Source organism: Nocardioides sp., assembly GCF_014360585.1.
Classification (GTDB): Bacteria; Actinomycetota; Actinomycetes; order Propionibacteriales; family Nocardioidaceae; genus Nocardioides.
The window spans coordinates 14,311-33,028 of sequence record NZ_JACIXG010000029.1 but is presented as its reverse complement, the minus strand read 5'-3'; the positions used below and the strand labels follow the sequence as shown (position 1 = coordinate 33,028).

Sequence of the window (18,718 nt, the reverse complement as noted above, 5' to 3'; positions counted from 1 at the left end):
GCTGGGTGTATCAGTTGGGCGATCGGCTCGTCTAAGGTTCGTCGGGATGCTCCGCAACCCTCAACTTCTCGACCGCCCCCGGACGTGGGCCGGTCGGTCGTCCCGAGTCGTACGCGCCCACCCCCTGTTGACCGTCGCGGTGGGCGTCCTCGTCGTGGCGCTCGTTATCTTCCTGGCCCGGACGTGGGCGACCCGCGGCGGCGACCTCGACGAGGCGCTGCGGCTGGCCCCCAGCGAGGCGACCCGGGTCTCGTTCACCGACTGGGCCGGGATCCGCGAGAGCGTCGGCACCGACCTCGATGCGAGCTCCACACCGGCAGACGTCCACGAGATGATCGACGAGGCCTATGCGTTGGACCTCACCTCGACCTCGGTGCTGCCTGATGCCTCGGGGCTGCTCCAGCAGCACTTCGGCTGGTCACCGGCGACCCTCGACTGGGAGCTCTACACCCAGTCGTCCGAGGGCGCGCTCATGCTCGCGCACCTCGAGGACATGGACGCCGACCACCTCGTCGACAAGCTCACCTCGATGGGGTTCACCGCTCCTGAGGACGATCCCGCCGACGGCGGCGTCTGGGACGGCACTCTGGTCCCGTTCGGCAACTTCACCGACTCCGGGATCGACTCGACGATCTCCCCGCAGCTCACCTACATCGCCTTCCTGCCCGAGCGGGACCTCATCGTGGCCTCGGACGGTCGGCGCTACCTCGGCGACCAGGTCGAGAACCTCGGCGACGGCGATCTGAACGAGCCGATGACAAAGGCAGCCGACCGGCTGAGCGACCCGCTCTCGGCGTTCGTCTACGACGGTGGCTTCACCTGCAGCGAGATCGGGCTCGGCGGTGCCTCTGCCGCCGACCAGGACCAGGCCGACGGCCTGGTGGACGCAGCCGGCGACATCAACCCGATCGCGGGCTTCGCCATGGCGGCCGAGCCGAGCGGGAACGTACGCGTCGCGATGGCCTTCGAGAACGACGACCAGGCGCGCACCAACGCCGACACCCGGGCCAAGCTCGCAGTCGGCCCCGCCCCGGGCCAGGGCGGCACCTTCGACGAGCGGTTCGAGCTCGGCAAGGTCGCGGCCGAGGATGCGGTCGTCACCATGCAGCTGCAGCCGAAGGACGGCGCTGCCGTGCTCTCCGACCTGGCGAACGGACCGCTGCTGTTCGCGACCTGCTGAAGACCTCTACGGGATGATCCCGAGGATCCGGTCGATCTCCTCCTGCGAGAGGTGGTCGTCGGACTCGCTTGCGGCGACGATGAGGTTGGTGGTGAGCTCGACCTCGAGGAGCAGCTCGGGATCTTCCAGCGTCACATCGAACTGGTCAGCCACGCCCGCCTCCTCACCCTAAGACCTCGTCTTCACATCATCTCCCAGTCTCGGTGGATCTGCGTGCTGATCCACCAAGAACCATCAAAAGTTGTCATATCAAGCGTGACACAGAATTCTGAGAGCGCTCCAATCAGACCAGCTCTGGGCTGAGACCACGAGGCCCCAGCCAGACGGCTGGGGCCTCGGTGCAGATGATCAGTGTCGGCTTACGCCGAACCCGAGATCGTCTTGATGTTCAGCGAGCGAATCAGAGAGGACGAACGTTCTCGGCCTGCGGGCCCTTCGGGCCCTGCGTGACGTCGAACTCGACCTTCTGGTTCTCGTCCAGCGACTTGTAGCCGTTGGTCTGGATCGCAGAGTAGTGCACGAAGACGTCGTCGCCGCCGTCCTCCTGCGCGATGAAGCCGAAACCCTTCTCGGCGTTGAACCACTTAACGGTGCCCTGAGCCATCTGCTCGTTACTCCTTAGTCGGGGCGAGAGGCCACCAGGTTCGGTAGCCCCGCATCAGGGGCGGGTGACACGTCGCTCCGACCTGTGTTTCCCGAACCGAGGCCCGGGCGGGCACAGAGCAGAAACGCCGTTGGCTCACAAACTCCGCAGGCGTCAGACCTTCTGGAACTTGCTCCTGTTGCGGGAGTGACATTAGCAACTCGCGGGCCGCTGCGAACCCCCCTTGGCGGATCGTTTTCCGCGCGAGGGGGTGAAGCTTGCGCGACAGAGCCGTGAAACGGCCGCTCAGCGGGACGTTCGCCGACGCCTTCCGAGTCCGCCTCCGGCAAGCAGAAAGACCCCCGCCCGGGCCCCGGGCGGGGGTCTGACCTGGTAGGCCGTGTCGGTCTCGAACCGACGACCCATGGATTAAAAGTCCACTGCTCTACCAACTGAGCTAACGGCCCGCCGGGAGTCTACCGGAGCAGCGGTCTTCTCCTATTCATGGACGCCCGGCGACGCGCTCATCCGCTCGCTGACGATCCGGGAGCACCGCTCGGCGGCGGCCGCGCCGGTCAGCGCATGCTCGAGCAGCAGCTGGGCCCAGCGCTCGTAGCGGGCGACCTCGACCGGGTCGGCGATCTCGAGATCGCCGGCGCTGGTCTCGAGGGTGACGATCCGGTCGCGCTGGTCCCAGCCGTGCTGGACCAGGACCGGGAAGCTCTCGAAGGGAACGATCCCGATCGTCGCCTTGGTGGTCGTCGCCAGCCTGGCGATGTGATCGATCTGGGCGCGCATGATGTCGGGGGAACCGACCAGGTGATGGAGGGCAGCCTCGCCGACCAGGATGGTGATCGATCTTCCCGCCTCGTAGAGGATCGCCGAGCGACGCAGCCGCGCCGCGATCACGCCCGAAGTCTCCTCGGGCTCGGCGTCCCGTTCACGAGAACCGCCCGCCAGGGACAGCAGGGCACGCGCGTAGTCGGGGGTCTGCAGCAGCTCCGGGACGCTGTGTGGTGCGAAGCTGGTCAGGACCTTCGTGGCGACCTCGGTCGCCGCGTACGCCTCCTGGCGCTGCTCGGCGCCGCCGCCGGTCGGAGGGGCGTCCCGGAAGGCAGCCTGCTCGAGGTCGGCACGGGCACGCAGCGCGAGCAGCATCTCCCTGTCGGCGCCCACCGCGGCCGCCCAGTCGCGGACCTCGGACTCGGAGATCGACTGGCGGCCCGACTCGATCTTCGACACCTTCGGCTGGGACCACCCCGACCCCAGAGCAGCCGCGAGGTCGATCCCGGTCAGCCCGGCAGCGCGACGGGCATCTCGGAGCGCCTCGGTGAGCGCTTCGCGGGCTCGACGGTTGGGACGGGACACGGCAGGGGCCTCCTTCGACGGGCGGGGCCGCTTCGGCAGGAGCGGCGACTAGACGGAACCATCGTGCCTGATGTGCATACTGCGCGTCCAGATGCACATCACGATTGGCATTGGCGTCATATAATGCTTTACTGAGGTCGGGGTCGGCATCGACAGGAAGGCAGGGCCTCGGATGAGCACCAGACGAACCCAACCCGGACGACCACGCCTCGTCCCAGCGAGCACGACAGCCCCACCACGCGAGCAGGTCCTTCATGCCGCTGCGCAACTGTTCGTCACCAAAGGCTTCTCGGCGACCTCCACCCGGGAGATCGCCGAGAAGGTCGGGATCAGGCAGGCGTCGCTCTACTACCACTTCACCGGCAAGGACGAGATCCTCGCCGAGCTCCTGGAGCGATCCGTCCGTCCCACCGTCGACAGGGTCGAGCAGATCGAGAAGCTGACCGCGTCGGAGTCCCCCGAGACCGCCCTCTACCTGCTGGCTCTCGTCGACATCCACACTCTCGCCGAGGCGCCGGACAACATCGGCACGCTGGCCACCCAGCCCGATGTGACCAGCAGCGAGGCCTTCGACGCCTTCCGGAGCACGCGCGCCGAGCTGGCCGACGCCTACGGTCGGATCGCCACCCGCGCCGCGGCGCCCAGCCTCGCTCCGGCAGCCGACCCGCGCCATCTCGGCGAGATGCTGATGCACCTGGTCGAGGTCACCACCAGTCTGCGCAGCAGCGGCGTCCCGATCGACGACACGACCGCCGACATCATCGCCTCGACCTGTCTGCGCGCCTGCGGGGTCCCCGGCAGCCGCGTTGCTCCGGCGGCACTGTCCGCGGCTGCGCTCATCGACCAGACGCGCCCTGTGCGCGCCCAGCGCCCGGACCGGGGGAACTGACAGCCCAGCGGGGCCCGACCGGCTCAGTGCCGGTCGGACCCCGCTGCGTACGAACGAATTTTCGTTCAGTGGGTCCCGGTGATGCGGTCGAGCGTGCCCGGGGTGTAGGGCGAGCCGGCCTCCAGGTAGTTGGCGAAGGCGTCGATGTCGAGACCGCCGTAGTAGGGGTCGGTGCCCTTGGTGAAGGCCTCGAAGGCGTCGCCGCCGCCCTGCAGGAAGTTGTTGGTCACGACCCGGTAGGACGCGGCCTTGTCGATCGGCTGCCCGTCCAGCTTGACGGACCCCTCGACCGGACCCGACGGGCTGATCTCGTAGGAGAAGCCCTCCGAGACCTGCAGGATCTTGTGGGTCGTGGCGTTGGCACCGGTGACCTGCTGGGTGAGCAGGTCATAGACGTCCTGGCCGGTCATGGTCAGCGAGACCAGGTAGTTGTTGAACGGCTGGACCGTGAACGCCTCGTCGTAGGTGACGTCGCCGACGGCCTCACCGTAGGGCGAGTTGGCCGCGGTCAGGTCGGCGCGGATGCCACCCGGGTTCATGAACGCGATCACCGGCGTCTGTCCGTTGTGGACCGTCGACTGGTCGGCCAGCTGGGCGTCGGCGATCAGGTCACCGAGCGCAGACTCACCGGCGGGGCTCTGGTCACGCTTGACGTCGGTGGTGATCGTGCCGAGCACCCGGGAGGCGATCGGCTCGACCAGCTCCTTGTAGGTGTTGATCAGCTTGGTCTGGTCCTGAGCCTTGGCGACGTCGCGGGTGACGAGCATGTTCGAGCCCTTGACCGAGGAGCGGACGATGTCGCGCGACTTGAGGTTGTACTTCAGGTTGGTCTCGGTGTAGAGCCGCCCGAAGGACGAGGCCGAGGTGATCATGCGGGACTTGCCCTCGGGGTCGGGCACGTCGCAGACGTAGGGGTTGTGGGTGTGACCGGTGACCACCATGTCGATCTCGGGGTCGAGGTTCTGGGCGATCGGCAGGATGGGCGAACCGGCGACCAGCTCGCCGCCGCCCGCGCAGGTGTAGTCGTAGCTGGCGTTGACGTCGTAGACCTTGCCGGTGGCCGGGTCGGTCCACTTCTCCTTCGGCAGGTTGGCGCCCTCGTGGATCAGGGTGACGATCGCCTTGACACCCTTCTTCTTCAGCACGGGCACGAGCGCGTTGGCGGTCTCGACCTCGTCCTTGAAGGTGAGCCCCTTGACCCCCTCGGCGGTGACGATGTCGGGGGTGGCCTCGAGGGTCATGCCGATGAAGCCGATCTTGGCGCCGTCGACCTCCTTGATCGCGTACGACGGCAGGATCGTCTCGCCGCTCGCGTCCTCGATCACGTTGGAGGCGAGGATGTCGAAATCGGCGCCCTCGTACTCGTGGGCGGCGCAGGAGTTCTGGTTGTCCTTGCCGTCCCCGTCGTCGATGCAGCCGCCGTCGGCGATGCGCTGCAGCTCCTTGTAGCCCTCGTCGAACTCGTGGTTGCCGACCGCGGTCACGTCCAGGCCGAGCTGGTTGAGCGCCTCGATGGACGGCTCGTCGTGGAAGGCAGCCGAGAGCAGCGGCGAGGCCCCGATGAGGTCGCCCGCGGCGACGGTCAGGGAACGGTCCTGGCCCTTGCGGGCCTCAGCCAGGTGGGAGGCGAGGTATTCCACGCCACCCACGTTGACGGTGTCGTCGACGGGCTTGCCGGTGGCCGGGTCGATGTGGTGGCCGGTGACCAACCGACCGCCCGAACCCGACGGGGCCTCGAGATTGCCGTGGAAGTCGTTGAACGAGAGCAGCTGGACATCGACCAGGTGCTTCCCAGGTTTGGCCGAGGCAGAGTTCGCGAGCGGAGTGGCAACTGCGGCGGCCGCGAGTGCGACGGCGGCAACAGCCACAGCGGGGCGAAGAGTTCGGGTGAAACGAGGCATTTGCTGTGCTCCCCATCTGAGTGATCAACGAGGGGAACGATGCCCCTTCGGGTTCTGATTGTGAAGAGGTAACAGGATTACCGCCGCCGAATCGTCATCAACCGTTAATCAGCAGCGTTATTTTGCTTCGGGCTCCGCTTCAGCCGAAGAACTCGGTAACGTCGACGGCTCCCCCGGCCTCCTCGAACTCGTCCCGGACCGCCTCTCGCAGCTTCGCGTCGGAGAGATAGTCGGCGGCCACCGCGGCGAGGCCGTAGGCGGCGTCGACGAGCACCTCGTCGGCGTACGGCGTGACCGCGGCAGCGGCGAACTCCCGGCTGTGCAGGGACACGTCGGGCTCGGCGATCTTGACCATCGCGTGCAGGCCGGGGACCCGGAAGGAGACGTTGCCGAAGTCGGTGGAGCCGGCGAGGAGATCCGGGACCACACCGGGCGCGAGGACGGTGTGGTTGCGCTCCTGGTAGCGGCGGTTCCAGGCCTCCGCGAGCCCGGTGTTGTTGCGGATGGGCAGGTAGACCGGTGACTCGTCCCAGCTGAACTCGACCCCGCAGCCGGTCATCAGCGCCGCACCCATCGCCATCTCCTCCAGCCGCTGGGAGAGGATCTTGAGCGTCTCGGGGTAGGCGGAGCGGACGTAGAACTGGATCGAGGCGTGCTCCGGGATCACGTTGGGGCGCAGACCGCCCTCGGTGATGATCGCGTGCACCCGGTCGGTCGGCGGCATCTGCTGCCGGTTGAGCGCGACGCCGGTGTAGAGCAGGTTGGCCGCGTCCAGGGCGTTGCGCCCCATGAACGGCTGGATCGAGGCGTGCGCCGGCACCCCGACGTACGTCACCCGCAGTTGCCTGCGGCCCAGGAAGACCGGCTCGGAGTTGTCGTAGGTGAACGGGTGGACCATGATCGCGGCGTCGACGCCGTCGAACGCACCCTTCTGCGCCATCAGCTCCTTGCCGCCACCGCCCTCCTCGGCGGGGGTGCCGAGCCAGATGACCCGGCCTCCAAGGCGGTCGATCACGCTCGCGATGGCCAAGAACGCGCCCACGCCGACCGTGGCGATCAGGTTGTGGCCGCAGCCGTGACCGATGCCGGGGAGCGCGTCGTACTCGGAGAGCACCGCGACCGTCGGACCGTCCAAGGTGTCTCCGGCTGACGCGTAGAGAGCGGTCGGCAGGCCATAGGCACCGCGCGCCACCTCGATGCCGTGGGCCTCGACGAACTCGGCGAGCCCGGCCGCGCTCCGGTGCTCCTCGAACCCGGTCTCCGGGTGGTCGGCGAGGTCGTGGGAGACCGCGACCAGCTCAGGGCCGAGATCCACGAGCTTGTCGCGGATCGCGTCCAGGATCCCCCGCGGCGCACCCGCCGAGGGGGACTCGACCGCCTTGGTGATGAGCGCCTTGGCGTCCGCCTCGTCGCGGAGCTGGTTGACCAGGAACGGGTTCGGTTGCTGCGGCTGGCTCATGCCGCCGCCTCGGTTGAGAAGGGCAAAGAATACCGAAACGGCGGCCTGAGGCCTATGGTCACTCGCTGGCGCTCGCTCATGCCGCCAGAGGCTATCGGTGGCCTGTCGTCGCCAGCCCCCGAGGGCCCAGCCGTCATCGATCGCTCAGAGCCCAGCCGTCGGCGACGATGCGGGCCTCGTCGCCGGGACGCGCCGAGTCGAACACCGTACGCCGCCCCTGGCTGACCACGATGCCGTCGACGTAGATCCCGCGGCCCTGGGAGGACGAGTCGGTCTCGTAGGTCCACCTGACCGCGGTCGTGCCGGCGGGCAGCTCCGCGTGTCCGCGCAGCCACCGGCGGCCGCCGTAGCCGTTGACCGCCTCGCTGGTCTCCCAGCTCCAGCCGCCACCCTCGAGCTTCCACGGCAGAGCACTGAAGGTGGTGCCGTCGGTGGAGTACTGCAGCCGGCCGAAGTCGAAGCGCGGCTCGGTGTCGAAGTAGTAGTCGAAGTCGAGCAACGCAGCGTCAGTGGCCGCGAGCGGCACGTCGAGCGTCGCCTTCTTCGCGTTGGTGCGACCCGAGTACCACGACGTACGCCCCTTCGCGGGCTTGACTGCCGAGGCCATGCCGAGCTCGTCGGAGACGACCCGGCGGGAGGGGTTGTTGCTGCCCCAGTCACGGCTGGGGTGGACGCGGTTGGTCATGAGCACGACGAGCTGGTGGCCGATCGGGTCCATCACGATGCTGGTGCCGGTGTAACCGGTGTGGCCGAAGGAGACCGGCGACCAGATCGGTCCGTGGTACCAGGTCGTGGCGAGCTCCCAGCCAAGGCCACGGGAGCTGGTGAACTGGCCACCCGTGAAGTCGCGCAGCGAGAGCCTGACCGTCTCCTCCTCGAGGATCCTGGTGCCGTTGTAGACACCGCCGTTTAGGAACATCTGGCCGAACCTGGCCATGTCCGCGGCGGTCGAGAAGATGCCCGCGTGGCCGGCGACGCCGTCGAGAGCCCAGGCGTTCTCGTCGTGCACCTCGCCGCGGATCATCGGGCGGCCGGCCCACGGCTGGTACTCGGTGGCGGCGACACGGGGGAGGATGTCGGCGGGCGGGTTGTACATGGTGTCGCGCATGCCCAGGGGCGCGGTGATGTGGTCGCGTACGTAGGCGTCGAGCTTCTTGCTCGAGAGCCGCTCGATGAGCAGCCCGAGGGTGATCAGGTTGATGTCGGAGTAGCGGTAGACCTGCTCGGGCGCGTGGGTGGGCTTCGTGCTCATGATCGCCGCGACCCGCTCGTCGTAGGTGTCGTAGCCCGCCCACAGCGACGGCGACGGGCCGGCGAGCAGGCCGGAGACGTGCGTGAGGAGGTGGCGTACGAGGATCACGCTCTTGCCGTTCGGCGCGAACTCGGGCAGATAGGTGACGACCGGCGCCTCGAGATCGAGGCTGCCCCGCTCCACCAGCTGGAGGATCGCGGTCGCGGTGAAGAGCTTCGACATCGAGGCGACGTCCCACAGCGTGTCCAGCCCGGCATCGACCTGCTGGTCCGCGGGCAGCTCGACGACGCTCGTGCCGTCGAGGCCGTACCTGAGCGCCTTGCCGACGCTCTCGTGGGCCACGATGACGCCGTCCTTGACCGCGATCGCGGTGGCCCCTGCGTACAGGGGGTGGGCTGGGTTCTCCGTGGTCGGCTCGAGGAACCGGGCCAGCTCCGAGCGGATCTTCGCGATCCGCGTCGGGTCCAGGCCCACCTGGCGGGGATGGCCGGGGCGCAGGACCGTGCGCGGGGTGAAGGTGAGGTCCTCGGGCGTGATCGTGGGCGGCTGACCGGCCAGCGAGGCGAGCGTCTTGGCGCCCACCTTCGTCGGCGTCTCGGGCGTCGAGGCGACCGCGGTGCCTCCGACCATCGCCATCGTGATTCCACCGAGGGCGCCGCCGAGGAGGCTGCGCCGTGAGGACATGACCAAGTCTGACCGTGGGGGCGTCATGTCTCGATGATGCCGCTCCGGAGGCGCCTTCGCGTCGGAAAGAAAAATCTCTTTCAGCGAGACGAAGGTGGGGCCAGAGATTCTGTCCTCAGATTCCCCGCCTTCAGAGATTCGGCCGATGCTCCGCCCACGGTGCGGACTGCTCCAGCTGAGCAGCGACCTGCAGGAGCAGGCCGTCGTCGCCGAGTTGCCCGGACAGCTGCACGCCCAGCGGGAGCCCGGACGCGGTCCGGTGGGTCGGCACCGAGATCGCCGGTCGTCCGGTGAGATTGGCGAGCTGGGTGTAGGGCACCCAGCCGAGGTTCTCGGCGACCAGCTGGTCGATCAGGCCGGTCGCCCGCATCACCCGACCGCCGCGCACCTTGTAGAGCAGCCGTGCTGCGGTCTGGAGAGCCTTGGGCGTGACCACCTGCCCCACCTTCAGCGGCGGCTTGGCCAACGTCGGGGTGAGCAGCAGGTCGTACGTGGCGTGGAAGTCGCTCAGGCGGCGGACGTGGTTGCGGCGGTTGATGTGGGCCAGCTCGACGGCGACCACTCCCCCGGCTCGGCCGAGCTCGGCCACGGCCAGGGTGTCGGCCTCGAAGTCGGCGTCCTTGGCGCCGATCCGGAGCTTGGTCTCGGCGACCTCGGCGGCCGCCGAGGCGAACCAGATGGTGAGGAAGTCACGGCCGATCTCGGCGGCGTCGTAGGGCGCCTCGACCTCCTCGACCTGGTGGCCGAGCGCCTCGAGCATCTTGGCCGCGTCTTCGACGGCCGCGATCGCCTCCGGGTCGGGCGCGGTGATCGAGGACACCGAGGTGAACCCGATGCGGAGCTTGCGCGGCGGGGTCGCGATGGCCTCGGAGAACGCCGCGCCGGGACGAGGCGCGTGGATCATCGCCATCGCCTGGTCACCGACGAGCGCGTCGTAGAGCCCGGCCGCGTCGCGTACGGAGCGGGTCACCACCCCTTGGACGACGAAGCCGCTGGACGCGTCCAGGCTCTGCGGCCCCAGGGGAAGCAGCCCGCGGGTGGTCTTCAGCCCGACCAGGCCGTTGCAGGCGGCAGGGATCCGGATCGATCCGCCGCCGTCGTTGGCGCCGGCGGCCGGGACGATCCCGGCGGCCACCGCGGCCCCCGACCCGCCCGAGGAACCACCGGGCGTGTGGCCGGTGTTCCACGGGTTGCGCGCGGCACCGAACAGCTCCGGCTCGGTGATCCCCTTCGCCCCGAACTCCGGGGTGTTGGTCTTCCCGAAGATCACCAGACCGGCGTCGAGAGCGCTCTGGGTGAAGTAGGAGTGCTCTTCAGCGACATCGTCGACGAGTGCCCGCGAGCCGTAGGACGTCGGGTGGCCCCGATACTCCTGAGCCAGGTCCTTCACCAGGAACGGCACCCCGGCGAACGGCCCGCTCGGGCCGTCGCCGGCGACCTGTGCGTCGGCCTCCGGGATGTCGGCGACGATCGCGTTGATCCGCGGATTCACCGCCTCCGCCCGTTCCCGCGCCGCGGCCAGGACCTCGGCCGCGGTCACCTCCTTGGAGGCGACCAGCTCCGCCAGCCCGGTGGCGTCGTACCTCAGATACTCATCGACCCGCATGGGCGCAGGCTAGGGCATTTCAGTCCATCCGTGGGCTGACTCCTGGCCCGACGTCGAGCCCGCCGAAGTAGAAGACCACCAGCACCAGCAGCCAGGCGACCCAGAACGGGATCACGAACGGGAGGGTGCGGGAGATCAGGGTGCCGAGCCCTGCTTCCGGTTCGTACTTCCTGATCATCATCAGCACGACGAACATGTAGGGGTTCATCGGAGTGATCACCTGGGTCGCGCTGTCACCGATGCGGAAGGCGGCCTGGGTGAAGCCGGGCTCGAAGCCGATCAGCGCGAACATCGGCACGAAGACCGCGCCCATGATCGTGTACATCGATGATCCGCTGATGATGAACAGGTTCAGGATCGAGCACAGGATGATGAAGCCGACGATCACCGGAAAGCCGGTCAGGCCGGTGCCCTGCAGGCCGTCGGCGCCGACCTTAGCGAGCGCGGGACCGACGTTGGACCAGTTGAACAGCGCGATGAACTGGCCGAGCATGAACGCCAGCACCAGGAACGGCGCCATCTCCCTGATGCCCTCACCCATCACCTTCGGTACGTCGGCGGCGGTCTTCAGGGTGCCCGCGACGAATCCGTAGACGATGCCCGGGGCGAGGAAGAGCACGAAGGTGATGAAGACGATCGAGTCCATCAGCGCGGACTCCGGCAGGAAGTTGCCGTCGTCGTTGCGCCAGGGCGAACCCTGCGGGACCACGGCCAGGACCATCGCGAGCGCCAGGACCGTTCCGGTCGCGATCGCCGCCCAGAACGCCTTGCGCTCCTGAGACGTGAGCTGGGCCTCCAGCGGCCGGCGGTGGCTCCTCAGGGCCGCCGCGACCTCCTCGTCGTTGCTCTGGAAGCGGTCGGCCGCGTCGCCTTCGACCTCGCCGGTCGGTACGTTCTGGCGGACCATCCTCGGCTCGAGGACCCGGTCGATGATGAAGCCCGCGACCAGCGCGAGCACGATCGCCGAGGCGACGTTGAAGTAGTAGTTGGACACCGGGGTCACCGCGGCGCCCGGATCGGGGAGCGTCGAAGTCACGGAGTTGGTGATCCCGGAGAAGAGCGCGTCCAGGCTGGTCACCACGAGGCTGGTCGAGTAGCCGGCGCCGGCGGCGGCGAACCCGCCGACGAGCCCCGCCATCGGGTGCCTGCCGGCGGCCTTGAACACGGCCGCGGCCAGCGGCGGGATGACGATCATCGACGCGTCCGCCATCACGCTCGCGGTGACGCCGACGACCCCGAGGGCGTACGGCAGCAGCCACCGCGGCGCGGAGGCCAGGGTGAGACGGATGGCCGCCGCCAGCAACCCCGTCCGCTCTGCGACCGTCACGGCGAGCAGGATCGTCACCACGGTCAGCAGCGGCGGGAACCCGATGAAGTTCGCACCGATGTTGACCGTGAGCCAGGTCAAACCCTCGGCCGTGAAGAGCCCGTTGATCACGAGCGGCTCGTCGGCACCGGGAAGCGTCACCTGGGCATCCATGGCGGCCAGGAGCGTCGAGACCACCCCGACGACCAGGAACAGGATCAGGAACAGGATGAACGGGTCCGGGAGCTTGTTGCCGGTCCTCTCGACCCAGGCGAGCACCCGGTCGCCTCGTGTCGACGCGTTCGGTTCAGCGGTTGCGGACATACAGCTCTCCTACCGAGTCGGAGCGTGGGGTCGCCTGCAACAACGAAGGCCCCGCGACGGTAGCAAATCCGCATCCCGGACCAGCGCGATTCAGCTGGTCCGTAGGTCAGTTGAAGATCTGGCGATGATCTCCCTCGACCCGGTCGCGCTTCCACATGTCGATCCCGGTGGCCGTGGCGTACTCGTCGATCCTGGCCAGCTCCTCGGTGGTCAGCTCCGGACCGGAGAGCGCGCCGAGACAGTCGGTGACCTGCTCGGGGCGGGAGGCTCCGATGACGACCGAGGTCATCCGCGGGTCACGCAGCGCCCAGGCGAGCGCCATCTGAGCGAGGGTCTGGCCGCGGTCTGCGGCGAGGGCGTTGAGCGACTCGATGCCGGCCAGCGTCTCGGGCGTGAGCGCGTCCGGGGACAAGAACCGCGCCTTGGCCGCGCGGGAGTCCTCGGGGACGGTGCCGCCGAGATACTTGTTCGTCAGCAGGCCCTGCGCCAGCGGCGAGAACGAGATCGCACCGGCGCCGACCTCGTCGAGCGTGTCCAGCAGCCCGTCGGTCTCGAGCCAGCGGTTGAGGATGGAGTAGGACGGCTGGTGGATCAGCAGCGGTGTGCCGAGATCGCTCAGGATCGCCGCCGCCTCCCGGGTCAGCGCCGAGGAGTAGGAGCTCAGCCCGACGTAGAGGGCCTTGCCGGACCGCACGATCTGGTCGAGCGCGCCCATGGTCTCCTCCAGCGGCGTGCTGGGGTCGGGGCGGTGGTGGTAGTAGATGTCGACGTAGTCGAGGCCCATCCGCGTCAAGGACTGGTCGAGGCTGGAGATCAGATACTTCCGCGAGCCGCCGATCTTGCCGTACGGGCCCGGCCACATGTCCCAGCCGGCCTTCGTCGAGATCACCAGCTCGTCCCGCAGCCCCGCGAAGTCCTCGCGCAGGTGGCGGCCGAAGTTCTCCTCCGCCGAGCCGTAGGGCGGGCCGTAGTTGTTGGCCAGATCGAAGTGGGTGATGCCGGAGTCAAAGGCCGTACGCAGGATCGCCCGCTGCCGCTCGAACGGCAGGTCGTCACCGAAGTTGTGCCACAGCCCGAGGCTGACCGCCGGCAGGTCCAGGCCGCTGCGGCCGGTCCGCCGATACTCCATCGCGTCGTAGCGGGATTCCGCCGGGACGTACGTCATGCGCCGGTTCCCTTTCCGGCGCGCAGCGCCACCTTGATCATCGGCCACTGCAGCGGCAGCCGCGCGAGCGTACCCGCGAAGAATGCGCCCGACTTCGGCGTGCGCTTCCGGTTCGCCCGCTTCCCCGCGTCGACGCTCATCTGCACGTTGGCCGGGAACACACCCACCAGCAGCGCAGCGCTCGCGAGCCCCGCGATCCTGCGAGTCTTCGGGTGCAGCAGCCCCAGCCCGCAGACGATCTCCACGACCCCGGAGACCTCGACGACCTTGCGCGCATCCGGCAGCGCCGACGGCACGATCGGCTCGAAGACCTGCGGCCTCACCAGATGCAGTGTCCCCGAGCCCAGGAACAATGCGGCCAACCCGGCAAGCGGCAGATCGAGCCGCGAAGAAGAAGATTCAGTGCTCACGGGTACGACTCTTCCACAGGCGCAAAGCGGCTCACCTCAGGGCCGTCACTGCCGCCCACGGGATGAGCTCAGTTCTGCTCCCGCTGATCGCCCCGCCCTCAGATTGGCGGTGAAGGCTCGGATGTCCTCGACCAGACCCGGATGAGCGCCGTCCGCGGGAACCTCGACCTCGACGATCTCCGCGATGTCGGCCAGGGCGTCATCGACCAGCGCCTCCGGGCCGCGGAGTCGCCACGACGCGAGCTCTGCGATCAGGTCGGCGCGGGTCACGGCGGCATGGTGGTAGACCCCGTCGACCGCGAGCGCCAGCTCACCGTCATTCGGCAGATGCCGCTGTGGGACGACGTCATACGCCGGGGCGATCTCGACCGAGCCGTCCGGGTGGTGCAGCAACGAGACGTTCTTGGCATGCATGTCGAGGTTGCCGATAGCCGCTGCCAGCACCGTCATCGTGGCCAGCTTCCGCAGCGAGGCGGAGTCACCGAGCGCACTGAGCTCGCCGGCGACCCGCTTCAGGGAGACCTTGCCGCCGTACTTCTGGTACTTCTGGTCGCCGCGCGCCCCCAGCACCTGGTTGAAGTCCTCCTGATGCACCCTGCTCGGGACACCGTCGGCCCAATCGCCGCGGTCGTACCGTTCGATCACCAGCGCCGGCTCCCCGGCGAACTCCTCGATGAACGTCTCGTACGTCGTCAGCCCGAGAGCCTGCGCGAACCGGGCGCCGTATTCCTCGTCGTAGATCATCGACGGGAAGTCGGAGGTGACCGGCTTGAGGATGTGTGTGGACGGATACCCGTCCAGCGCCCGGTGCCAGCCGTCGTCGTTGCGCACCAGGACGATCTTGTCCTGTACGCCCGCGAGCGACGTCTTGCCACCGGCCGGCTTGTTGGCGAGCGGGAAAGAGCCGACCTCACTGAGCAGATCCGCAACCCCTCGCTCACCGACAGGTTCGAGCTTCGGGCTCCGCGGTTCGCCGAGGCCGTCGGGGTCCCAGATCTGAAGGGCGCCCGCCACATCTCGCCCGTAGACCCGCAGCATCCCGATCACATCGCGCTCGTTGACGTCGGCCATCGCCGCAAGCCGCGACAGCATCCGACCTTCGGGAAGCATCTCCGCGAAGAAGTTCTGTCGGCGCGGTTTGCGGCCGCGCGGCGCGACCGGGGCGAGTGGAACAGCCAGCGACAGGACCGTGCTGTCCAGACCGTACGTCTCGACCGCGCCCGCGGAGGCGACGAAGTCGTACGTCGCGCTCGATCCGGCCAGCCGTCCGATCGGCTCGCCGTAGAGCTCGACCACGAGGTCACTCATCGTCGTTCCGAACGTCGATGGTCGCGGTCAGCTCGGTCCCGGTCTCCCGCATCAGAGCGAAGAGACGGTCGACGAAGATCGACGGCTTACCCGCCTCGATCTCCCAGATGTAGCGCTGCGTCGTCCCGATCCTCGCCGCGAGCTCACGTTGGCTCCACCCGTTGAGCAGGCGCGCCTGCTGCAGGATCCGGCCCAGCGACTCGGGGCTGGTGACCTTCCCGGTATACGACATGAACCCACCTCCACGACTACGATATCGTATTCGTGAGGTTTGACTACTAAATCGTAGTCAAACTTTTGGACTCCCTTTTCGTAGTCGCGACGGAGCATCGCGAAATCGCAATGGGGGCGACGTGGGAGTCCTGACGTCACCCAGTGACCTCAGGACTCCCACGTTCGTCGGATGAGCCGGTCAGGCGCCGGACGCCGCCTCTTGCTCCTCGAGTTTTGTCAGGCAGATGTCGACGATCATGTCCTCCTGGCCGCCGACGAGGCCGCGACGGCCGCACTCCATGAGGATGTCGCGGGTGTCTACGCCGTAGCGGGCGCTGGCGTTCTCCGCGTGGCGGAGGAAGGAGGAGTAGACGCCGGCGTAGCCCATCGTCAGGGTCTCGCGGTCGACCCGGACGGGACGGTCCTGGAGCGGGCGGACGATGTCGTCGGCGGCGTCCTGGAGCTTGAACAGGTCACAGTTGTGCTTGAAGTCCGACAGGTTGGCGACCGCGATGAAGGCCTCGATCGGGCAGTTGCCGGCGCCGGCGCCGTGGCCGGCGAGCGAGGCGTCGACGCGGTAGACACCGTTCTCGACCGCCACGACCGAGTTGGCCACCGACAGCGACAGGTTCTCGTGGGCGTGGATGCCGATCTCGGTCTCGTCGTTCAGTACGTCGCGGTAGGCCCGGGCGCGGTCGCGGACATCGTTCATGGTGAGCCGGCCGCCGGAGTCGGTGATGTAGACGCAGTGGGCGCCGTAGGACTCCATCAGCTTCGCCTGCTGGGCGACCACCTCGGTCGGCGCCATGTGGTTGAGCATCAGGAACCCGGAGACGTCCATCCCCATCTCGCGAGCCGCGGCGATGTGCTGCGCCGAGACGTCTGCCTCGGTGCAGTGCGTCGCGACCCGCACCGACCGCACGCCGAACTCATAGGCACGCTTCAGGTCGTGGATGGTGCCGACGCCCGGGAGCAGCAAGGTGGTCAACCTGGCGTTCTTGATGACCGAGGCCGCCGCCTCGATCCACTCCCAGTCGGAGTTGGAGCCGGGACCGTAGTTGACCGAGCCGCCGGTCAGGCCGTCGCCGTGGGCGACCTCGATGGCGTCGACGCCGGCCTCGTCGGCGGCGATGACGATCCGCTTGACGTCCTCGGGGGTGATCCGGTGGCGTACGGCGTGCATACCGTCGCGCAGCGAGACCTCTTGGACATAGATGGGCGTCGACATGTCATGCCTCCTGAGCAGCTGTGTTGGTCTCGACACGCTCGCTGGCGCTCGCGGCTCGACCGACGCCAGCAGCGATGCGTTCGGCCATCTGCAGCGCGGCCGAGGTCATGATGTCGAGGTTCCCCGCGTACGCCGGGAGATAGTGCGCGGCGCCCTCGACCTCGAGGAAGACCGACACCTGATGCGTGGGCCGGGTCGTCTCGCCCTCGGCCAGGAGCGTCTCAACCGGCTGGTCCTCAGGGATCTCCTGCACCTGCACCTTCTGCTTGAGCCGGTAGCCGGGGACGTACGCAGCGACGTCACCGACCATCTTCTCCACCGACTCGGTGATCTCCGCGGTCAGCTCCTCCAGCGAGCGCGACCCGCCCTCGACCAGCGCATAGACCGTGTCGCGCATGATCAGTGGCGGCTCGGCCGGGTTGAGGATGATGATCGCCTTGCCACGCTTGGCGCCGCCGACCTGCACGATCGCGCCCGAGGTGGTCTCGGTGAACTCGTCGATGTTGGCCCGGGTGCCGGGCCCCGCGGACCGGGACGAGATCGAGGCGACGATCTCCCCGTAGGCCACCGGCACGACCCGCGCGACCGCGGCCACGATCGGGATCGTGGCCTGGCCACCGCAGGTCACCATGTTCACGTTGGGAGCGTCGATGTGCTCGTCGATGTTGACGGCCGGGATGACGTACGGCCCGATCGCCGCCGGGGTGAGGTCGATGAGCCGCTTGCCGTAGGGCGCGAGACGCTCCGCGTTGGCGACGTGCGCCTTGGCCGAGGTCGCGTCGAAGACGATCTCGATGTCGTCGAACTCCGGCAGTGCGATCAGACCCTCGACTCCGTCGGACGTGGCCGCGAACCCGAGCTTCCGCGCCCGCGCCAGGCCGTCGGAGTCGGGGTCGATCCCGACCATCGCGCCCATCTCCAGGTGCTGCGACGTACGCATCACCTTGATCATCAGGTCGGTGCCGATGTTGCCCGACCCGATGATCGCCACCTTCGTCTTACCCATGGACGTCACTTCCCTACACTGAAGGCCACCGAGCCGAGGCCCGACACGGTGGAACGGACGGTGTTGCCCGGGGCGATCGGCCGCATCGGCCCGAGCGCGCCGGAGAGGATGAGCTGGCCGGCGCGCAGCGGCTCCCCGAAGTCGCGGGCGTAACGAGCCAGCCACTGGACCGCGTTGACCGGGTCGCCCAGGCAGGCGGCGCCGGTGCCGGTCGAGACCTCCTCGTCGTCGATCGACATCGACATCGAGACGTCCTTGGGCTCGAACTCGTCCAGCCGCCGACGTTCGGTCCCCAGGACGAAGGCCCCCGCGGAGGCGTTGTCCGCGACCGTGTCGCCGAAGGCGATCTTCCAGTCCGCGATCCGGCTGCCGCAGATCTCGATCGCCGCGACGGCGTAGTCGATGGCCTCCCTGACCTGGTCGTAGCCGAGGTCACCGTCGGCCAGGTCGGCCGCGAGGACGAAGGCGATCTCGGCCTCGGCCCGCGGCTGCAGGATGGTGTCGGCGGGGATCGTGGCATCAGCTGCGTACGCCATGTCGTCGAAGAGCACCCCGAAGTCGGGGGTGTCCACGCCGATCTGCTCCTGCACGGCCTTGGACGTGAGCCCGATCTTGCGGCCCACGATCGTGGCCCCGCCGGCGACCCGGGCGGCGGTGAGCCGCTCCTGGATCGCGTACGCCGTCGCCAGGTCGGTCGCCTCCAGCAGGTCCCGCATCGGTGGCACAGGGGTGCCGGTGGCGGCGGCGGTCAGCAGCCGGTCGGCGGCTGCCGCGACGGCAGCGTCGGGCGGGGAGGTCACTTCGCTCATGTGCCCACGGTCTCAGCAGAATGGCCG

Annotated in this window: 17 protein-coding genes and 1 tRNA gene; 2 read left to right on the top strand and 16 right to left on the bottom strand. The window is 68.4% G+C overall.

What is annotated here, in order from left to right:
* Nucleotides 1-46: 46 nt before the first annotated feature.
* Nucleotides 47-1,180, top strand: coding sequence for a cupin domain-containing protein (locus H5T77_RS11775; RefSeq protein ID WP_292649366.1), 1,134 nt, complete (start codon nucleotides 47-49; stop codon nucleotides 1,178-1,180).
* Nucleotides 1,181-1,186: 6 nt separating this feature from the next.
* Here the strand turns inward: H5T77_RS11775 and H5T77_RS11770 are convergent, their stop codons facing one another.
* From H5T77_RS11770 to H5T77_RS11755, 4 genes are all read right to left on the bottom strand, one after another.
* Entirely contained in the window at nucleotides 1,187-1,333 is a 147-nt protein-coding gene (locus tag H5T77_RS11770; protein ID WP_179659874.1) for a hypothetical protein, read from the bottom strand.
* 247 nt (nucleotides 1,334-1,580) lie between these two features.
* Complete coding sequence (locus H5T77_RS11765; protein ID WP_045548871.1) at nucleotides 1,581-1,784, bottom strand: cold-shock protein; 204 nt, start codon at nucleotides 1,782-1,784, stop codon at nucleotides 1,581-1,583.
* A 370-nt stretch (nucleotides 1,785-2,154) separates the two neighbouring features.
* A tRNA-Lys gene (locus H5T77_RS11760) sits at nucleotides 2,155-2,230 on the bottom strand.
* Between the two features lie 31 nt (nucleotides 2,231-2,261).
* On the bottom strand, nucleotides 2,262-3,131 hold the full coding sequence (locus H5T77_RS11755; RefSeq protein ID WP_292649336.1) for a helix-turn-helix domain-containing protein: 870 nt from the start codon (nucleotides 3,129-3,131) through the stop codon (nucleotides 2,262-2,264).
* Nucleotides 3,132-3,303: 172 nt separating this feature from the next.
* Here H5T77_RS11755 and H5T77_RS11750 point away from each other — a divergent pair, with 172 nt between their 5' ends.
* On the top strand, nucleotides 3,304-4,020 hold the full coding sequence (locus H5T77_RS11750) for a TetR/AcrR family transcriptional regulator (protein WP_292649335.1): 717 nt from the start codon (nucleotides 3,304-3,306) through the stop codon (nucleotides 4,018-4,020).
* 65 nt (nucleotides 4,021-4,085) lie between these two features.
* On the opposite strand, the gene H5T77_RS11745 is transcribed toward H5T77_RS11750, so the two are convergent.
* From H5T77_RS11745 to H5T77_RS11690, 12 genes are all read right to left on the bottom strand, one after another.
* Nucleotides 4,086-5,888, bottom strand: coding sequence for a bifunctional metallophosphatase/5'-nucleotidase (locus tag H5T77_RS11745; protein WP_292649332.1), 1,803 nt, complete (start codon nucleotides 5,886-5,888; stop codon nucleotides 4,086-4,088).
* 172 nt (nucleotides 5,889-6,060) lie between these two features.
* The gene (locus H5T77_RS11740; protein WP_292649329.1) at nucleotides 6,061-7,380 is read right to left on the bottom strand and encodes a M20 family metallopeptidase; all 1,320 of its coding nucleotides are present in this window, start codon (nucleotides 7,378-7,380) and stop codon (nucleotides 6,061-6,063) included.
* A gap of 133 nt (nucleotides 7,381-7,513) precedes the next feature.
* Entirely contained in the window at nucleotides 7,514-9,316 is a 1,803-nt protein-coding gene (locus tag H5T77_RS11735) for a serine hydrolase (RefSeq protein ID WP_292649326.1), read from the bottom strand.
* 130 nt (nucleotides 9,317-9,446) lie between these two features.
* Entirely contained in the window at nucleotides 9,447-10,922 is a 1,476-nt protein-coding gene (locus H5T77_RS11730) for an amidase (RefSeq protein ID WP_292649323.1), read from the bottom strand.
* Between the two features lie 19 nt (nucleotides 10,923-10,941).
* Entirely contained in the window at nucleotides 10,942-12,552 is a 1,611-nt protein-coding gene (locus H5T77_RS11725) for an AbgT family transporter (RefSeq protein ID WP_292649320.1), read from the bottom strand.
* A 106-nt stretch (nucleotides 12,553-12,658) separates the two neighbouring features.
* A complete protein-coding gene (mgrA, locus tag H5T77_RS11720; protein ID WP_292649317.1) occupies nucleotides 12,659-13,717 on the bottom strand; it encodes an L-glyceraldehyde 3-phosphate reductase in 1,059 nt (352 codons plus the stop codon).
* On the bottom strand, nucleotides 13,714-14,127 hold the full coding sequence (locus H5T77_RS11715) for a DoxX family protein (RefSeq protein ID WP_292649314.1): 414 nt from the start codon (nucleotides 14,125-14,127) through the stop codon (nucleotides 13,714-13,716). Before H5T77_RS11715 ends, mgrA begins: the two co-directional genes overlap by 4 nt.
* A 45-nt stretch (nucleotides 14,128-14,172) precedes the next feature.
* Nucleotides 14,173-15,435 carry a type II toxin-antitoxin system HipA family toxin gene (locus H5T77_RS11710; RefSeq protein WP_292649312.1) on the bottom strand — a complete coding sequence of 421 codons (1,263 nt, stop codon included), beginning with the start codon at nucleotides 15,433-15,435 and terminating at the stop codon, nucleotides 14,173-14,175.
* A complete protein-coding gene (locus H5T77_RS11705) occupies nucleotides 15,428-15,667 on the bottom strand; it encodes a helix-turn-helix domain-containing protein (protein ID WP_292649310.1) in 240 nt (79 codons plus the stop codon). Before H5T77_RS11705 ends, H5T77_RS11710 begins: the two co-directional genes overlap by 8 nt.
* A gap of 180 nt (nucleotides 15,668-15,847) precedes the next feature.
* A complete protein-coding gene (dmpG, locus tag H5T77_RS11700) occupies nucleotides 15,848-16,876 on the bottom strand; it encodes a 4-hydroxy-2-oxovalerate aldolase (RefSeq protein ID WP_292649308.1) in 1,029 nt (342 codons plus the stop codon).
* A 1-nt stretch (nucleotide 16,877) separates the two neighbouring features.
* Nucleotides 16,878-17,882, bottom strand: a complete 1,005-nt coding sequence (locus H5T77_RS11695) for an acetaldehyde dehydrogenase (acetylating) (RefSeq protein ID WP_292649305.1) — start codon at nucleotides 17,880-17,882, stop codon at nucleotides 16,878-16,880.
* Between the two features lie 5 nt (nucleotides 17,883-17,887).
* On the bottom strand, nucleotides 17,888-18,691 hold the full coding sequence (locus H5T77_RS11690) for a 2-keto-4-pentenoate hydratase (RefSeq protein WP_292649303.1): 804 nt from the start codon (nucleotides 18,689-18,691) through the stop codon (nucleotides 17,888-17,890).
* Nucleotides 18,692-18,718: the final 27 nt, after the last annotated feature.

Coding starts and splice junctions, on each gene's coding strand:
- H5T77_RS11710 (WP_292649312.1), bottom strand. CDS start 15,435: ATGAGTGACCTCGTGGTCGAGCTCTACGGCGAGCCGATCGGACGGCTG.
- H5T77_RS11705 (WP_292649310.1), bottom strand. CDS start 15,667: ATGTCGTATACCGGGAAGGTCACCAGCCCCGAGTCGCTGGGCCGGATC.
- H5T77_RS11695 (WP_292649305.1), bottom strand. CDS start 17,882: ATGGGTAAGACGAAGGTGGCGATCATCGGGTCGGGCAACATCGGCACC.
- H5T77_RS11730 (WP_292649323.1), bottom strand. CDS start 10,922: ATGCGGGTCGATGAGTATCTGAGGTACGACGCCACCGGGCTGGCGGAG.
- H5T77_RS11735 (WP_292649326.1), bottom strand. CDS start 9,316: ATGTCCTCACGGCGCAGCCTCCTCGGCGGCGCCCTCGGTGGAATCACG.
- H5T77_RS11775 (WP_292649366.1), top strand. CDS start 47: ATGCTCCGCAACCCTCAACTTCTCGACCGCCCCCGGACGTGGGCCGGT.
- H5T77_RS11740 (WP_292649329.1), bottom strand. CDS start 7,380: ATGAGCCAGCCGCAGCAACCGAACCCGTTCCTGGTCAACCAGCTCCGC.
- H5T77_RS11725 (WP_292649320.1), bottom strand. CDS start 12,552: ATGTCCGCAACCGCTGAACCGAACGCGTCGACACGAGGCGACCGGGTG.
- mgrA (WP_292649317.1), bottom strand. CDS start 13,717: ATGACGTACGTCCCGGCGGAATCCCGCTACGACGCGATGGAGTATCGG.
- dmpG (WP_292649308.1), bottom strand. CDS start 16,876: ATGTCGACGCCCATCTATGTCCAAGAGGTCTCGCTGCGCGACGGTATG.
- H5T77_RS11750 (WP_292649335.1), top strand. CDS start 3,304: ATGAGCACCAGACGAACCCAACCCGGACGACCACGCCTCGTCCCAGCG.
- H5T77_RS11690 (WP_292649303.1), bottom strand. CDS start 18,691: ATGAGCGAAGTGACCTCCCCGCCCGACGCTGCCGTCGCGGCAGCCGCC.
- H5T77_RS11765 (WP_045548871.1), bottom strand. CDS start 1,784: ATGGCTCAGGGCACCGTTAAGTGGTTCAACGCCGAGAAGGGTTTCGGC.